This is a genomic window from Alteromonas sp. G4i13, assembly GCF_054960505.1.
The window spans coordinates 1-293 of record NZ_JBHNYX010000138.1 but is presented as its reverse complement, the minus strand read 5'-3'; the positions used below and the strand labels follow the sequence as shown (position 1 = coordinate 293).

Sequence of the window (293 nt, the reverse complement as noted above, 5' to 3'; positions counted from 1 at the left end):
ACGTTTTATTTTTTCGGCTGGTGTTTCTTTTGAACTTGGCATAAGTGGATGCTGAAATGGTTTCGACCAGTCGAGTCTACCATGCTTTCTGAGCCAAACCAGTACCGTCGACCTTCCTTGTATTCCGAAGTGAGCTTGTGCCTGTTTATAAGTGAATTCGCCTTTTTCTACACGCTCAACTACACCCAATTTAAAAGCTAATGTGTAATCACGCTGTGTGCGCTTAGGTCTTTGATTACTTGAAGTTGTCATAAAGAAGTCCTCTTTACGTCAACGTATTTTAGGACGGGACA

1 protein-coding gene is annotated in these 293 nt (G+C 42.0%); it reads right to left on the bottom strand.

The genetic code is table 11. The features are described 5' to 3' along the window. The coding region (locus ACFI6J_RS21650) for a helix-turn-helix domain-containing protein (protein ID WP_462556986.1) at positions 1–252 on the bottom strand (252 nt) is incomplete at its 3' end. Between the last annotated feature and the right edge of the window lie 41 nt (positions 253–293).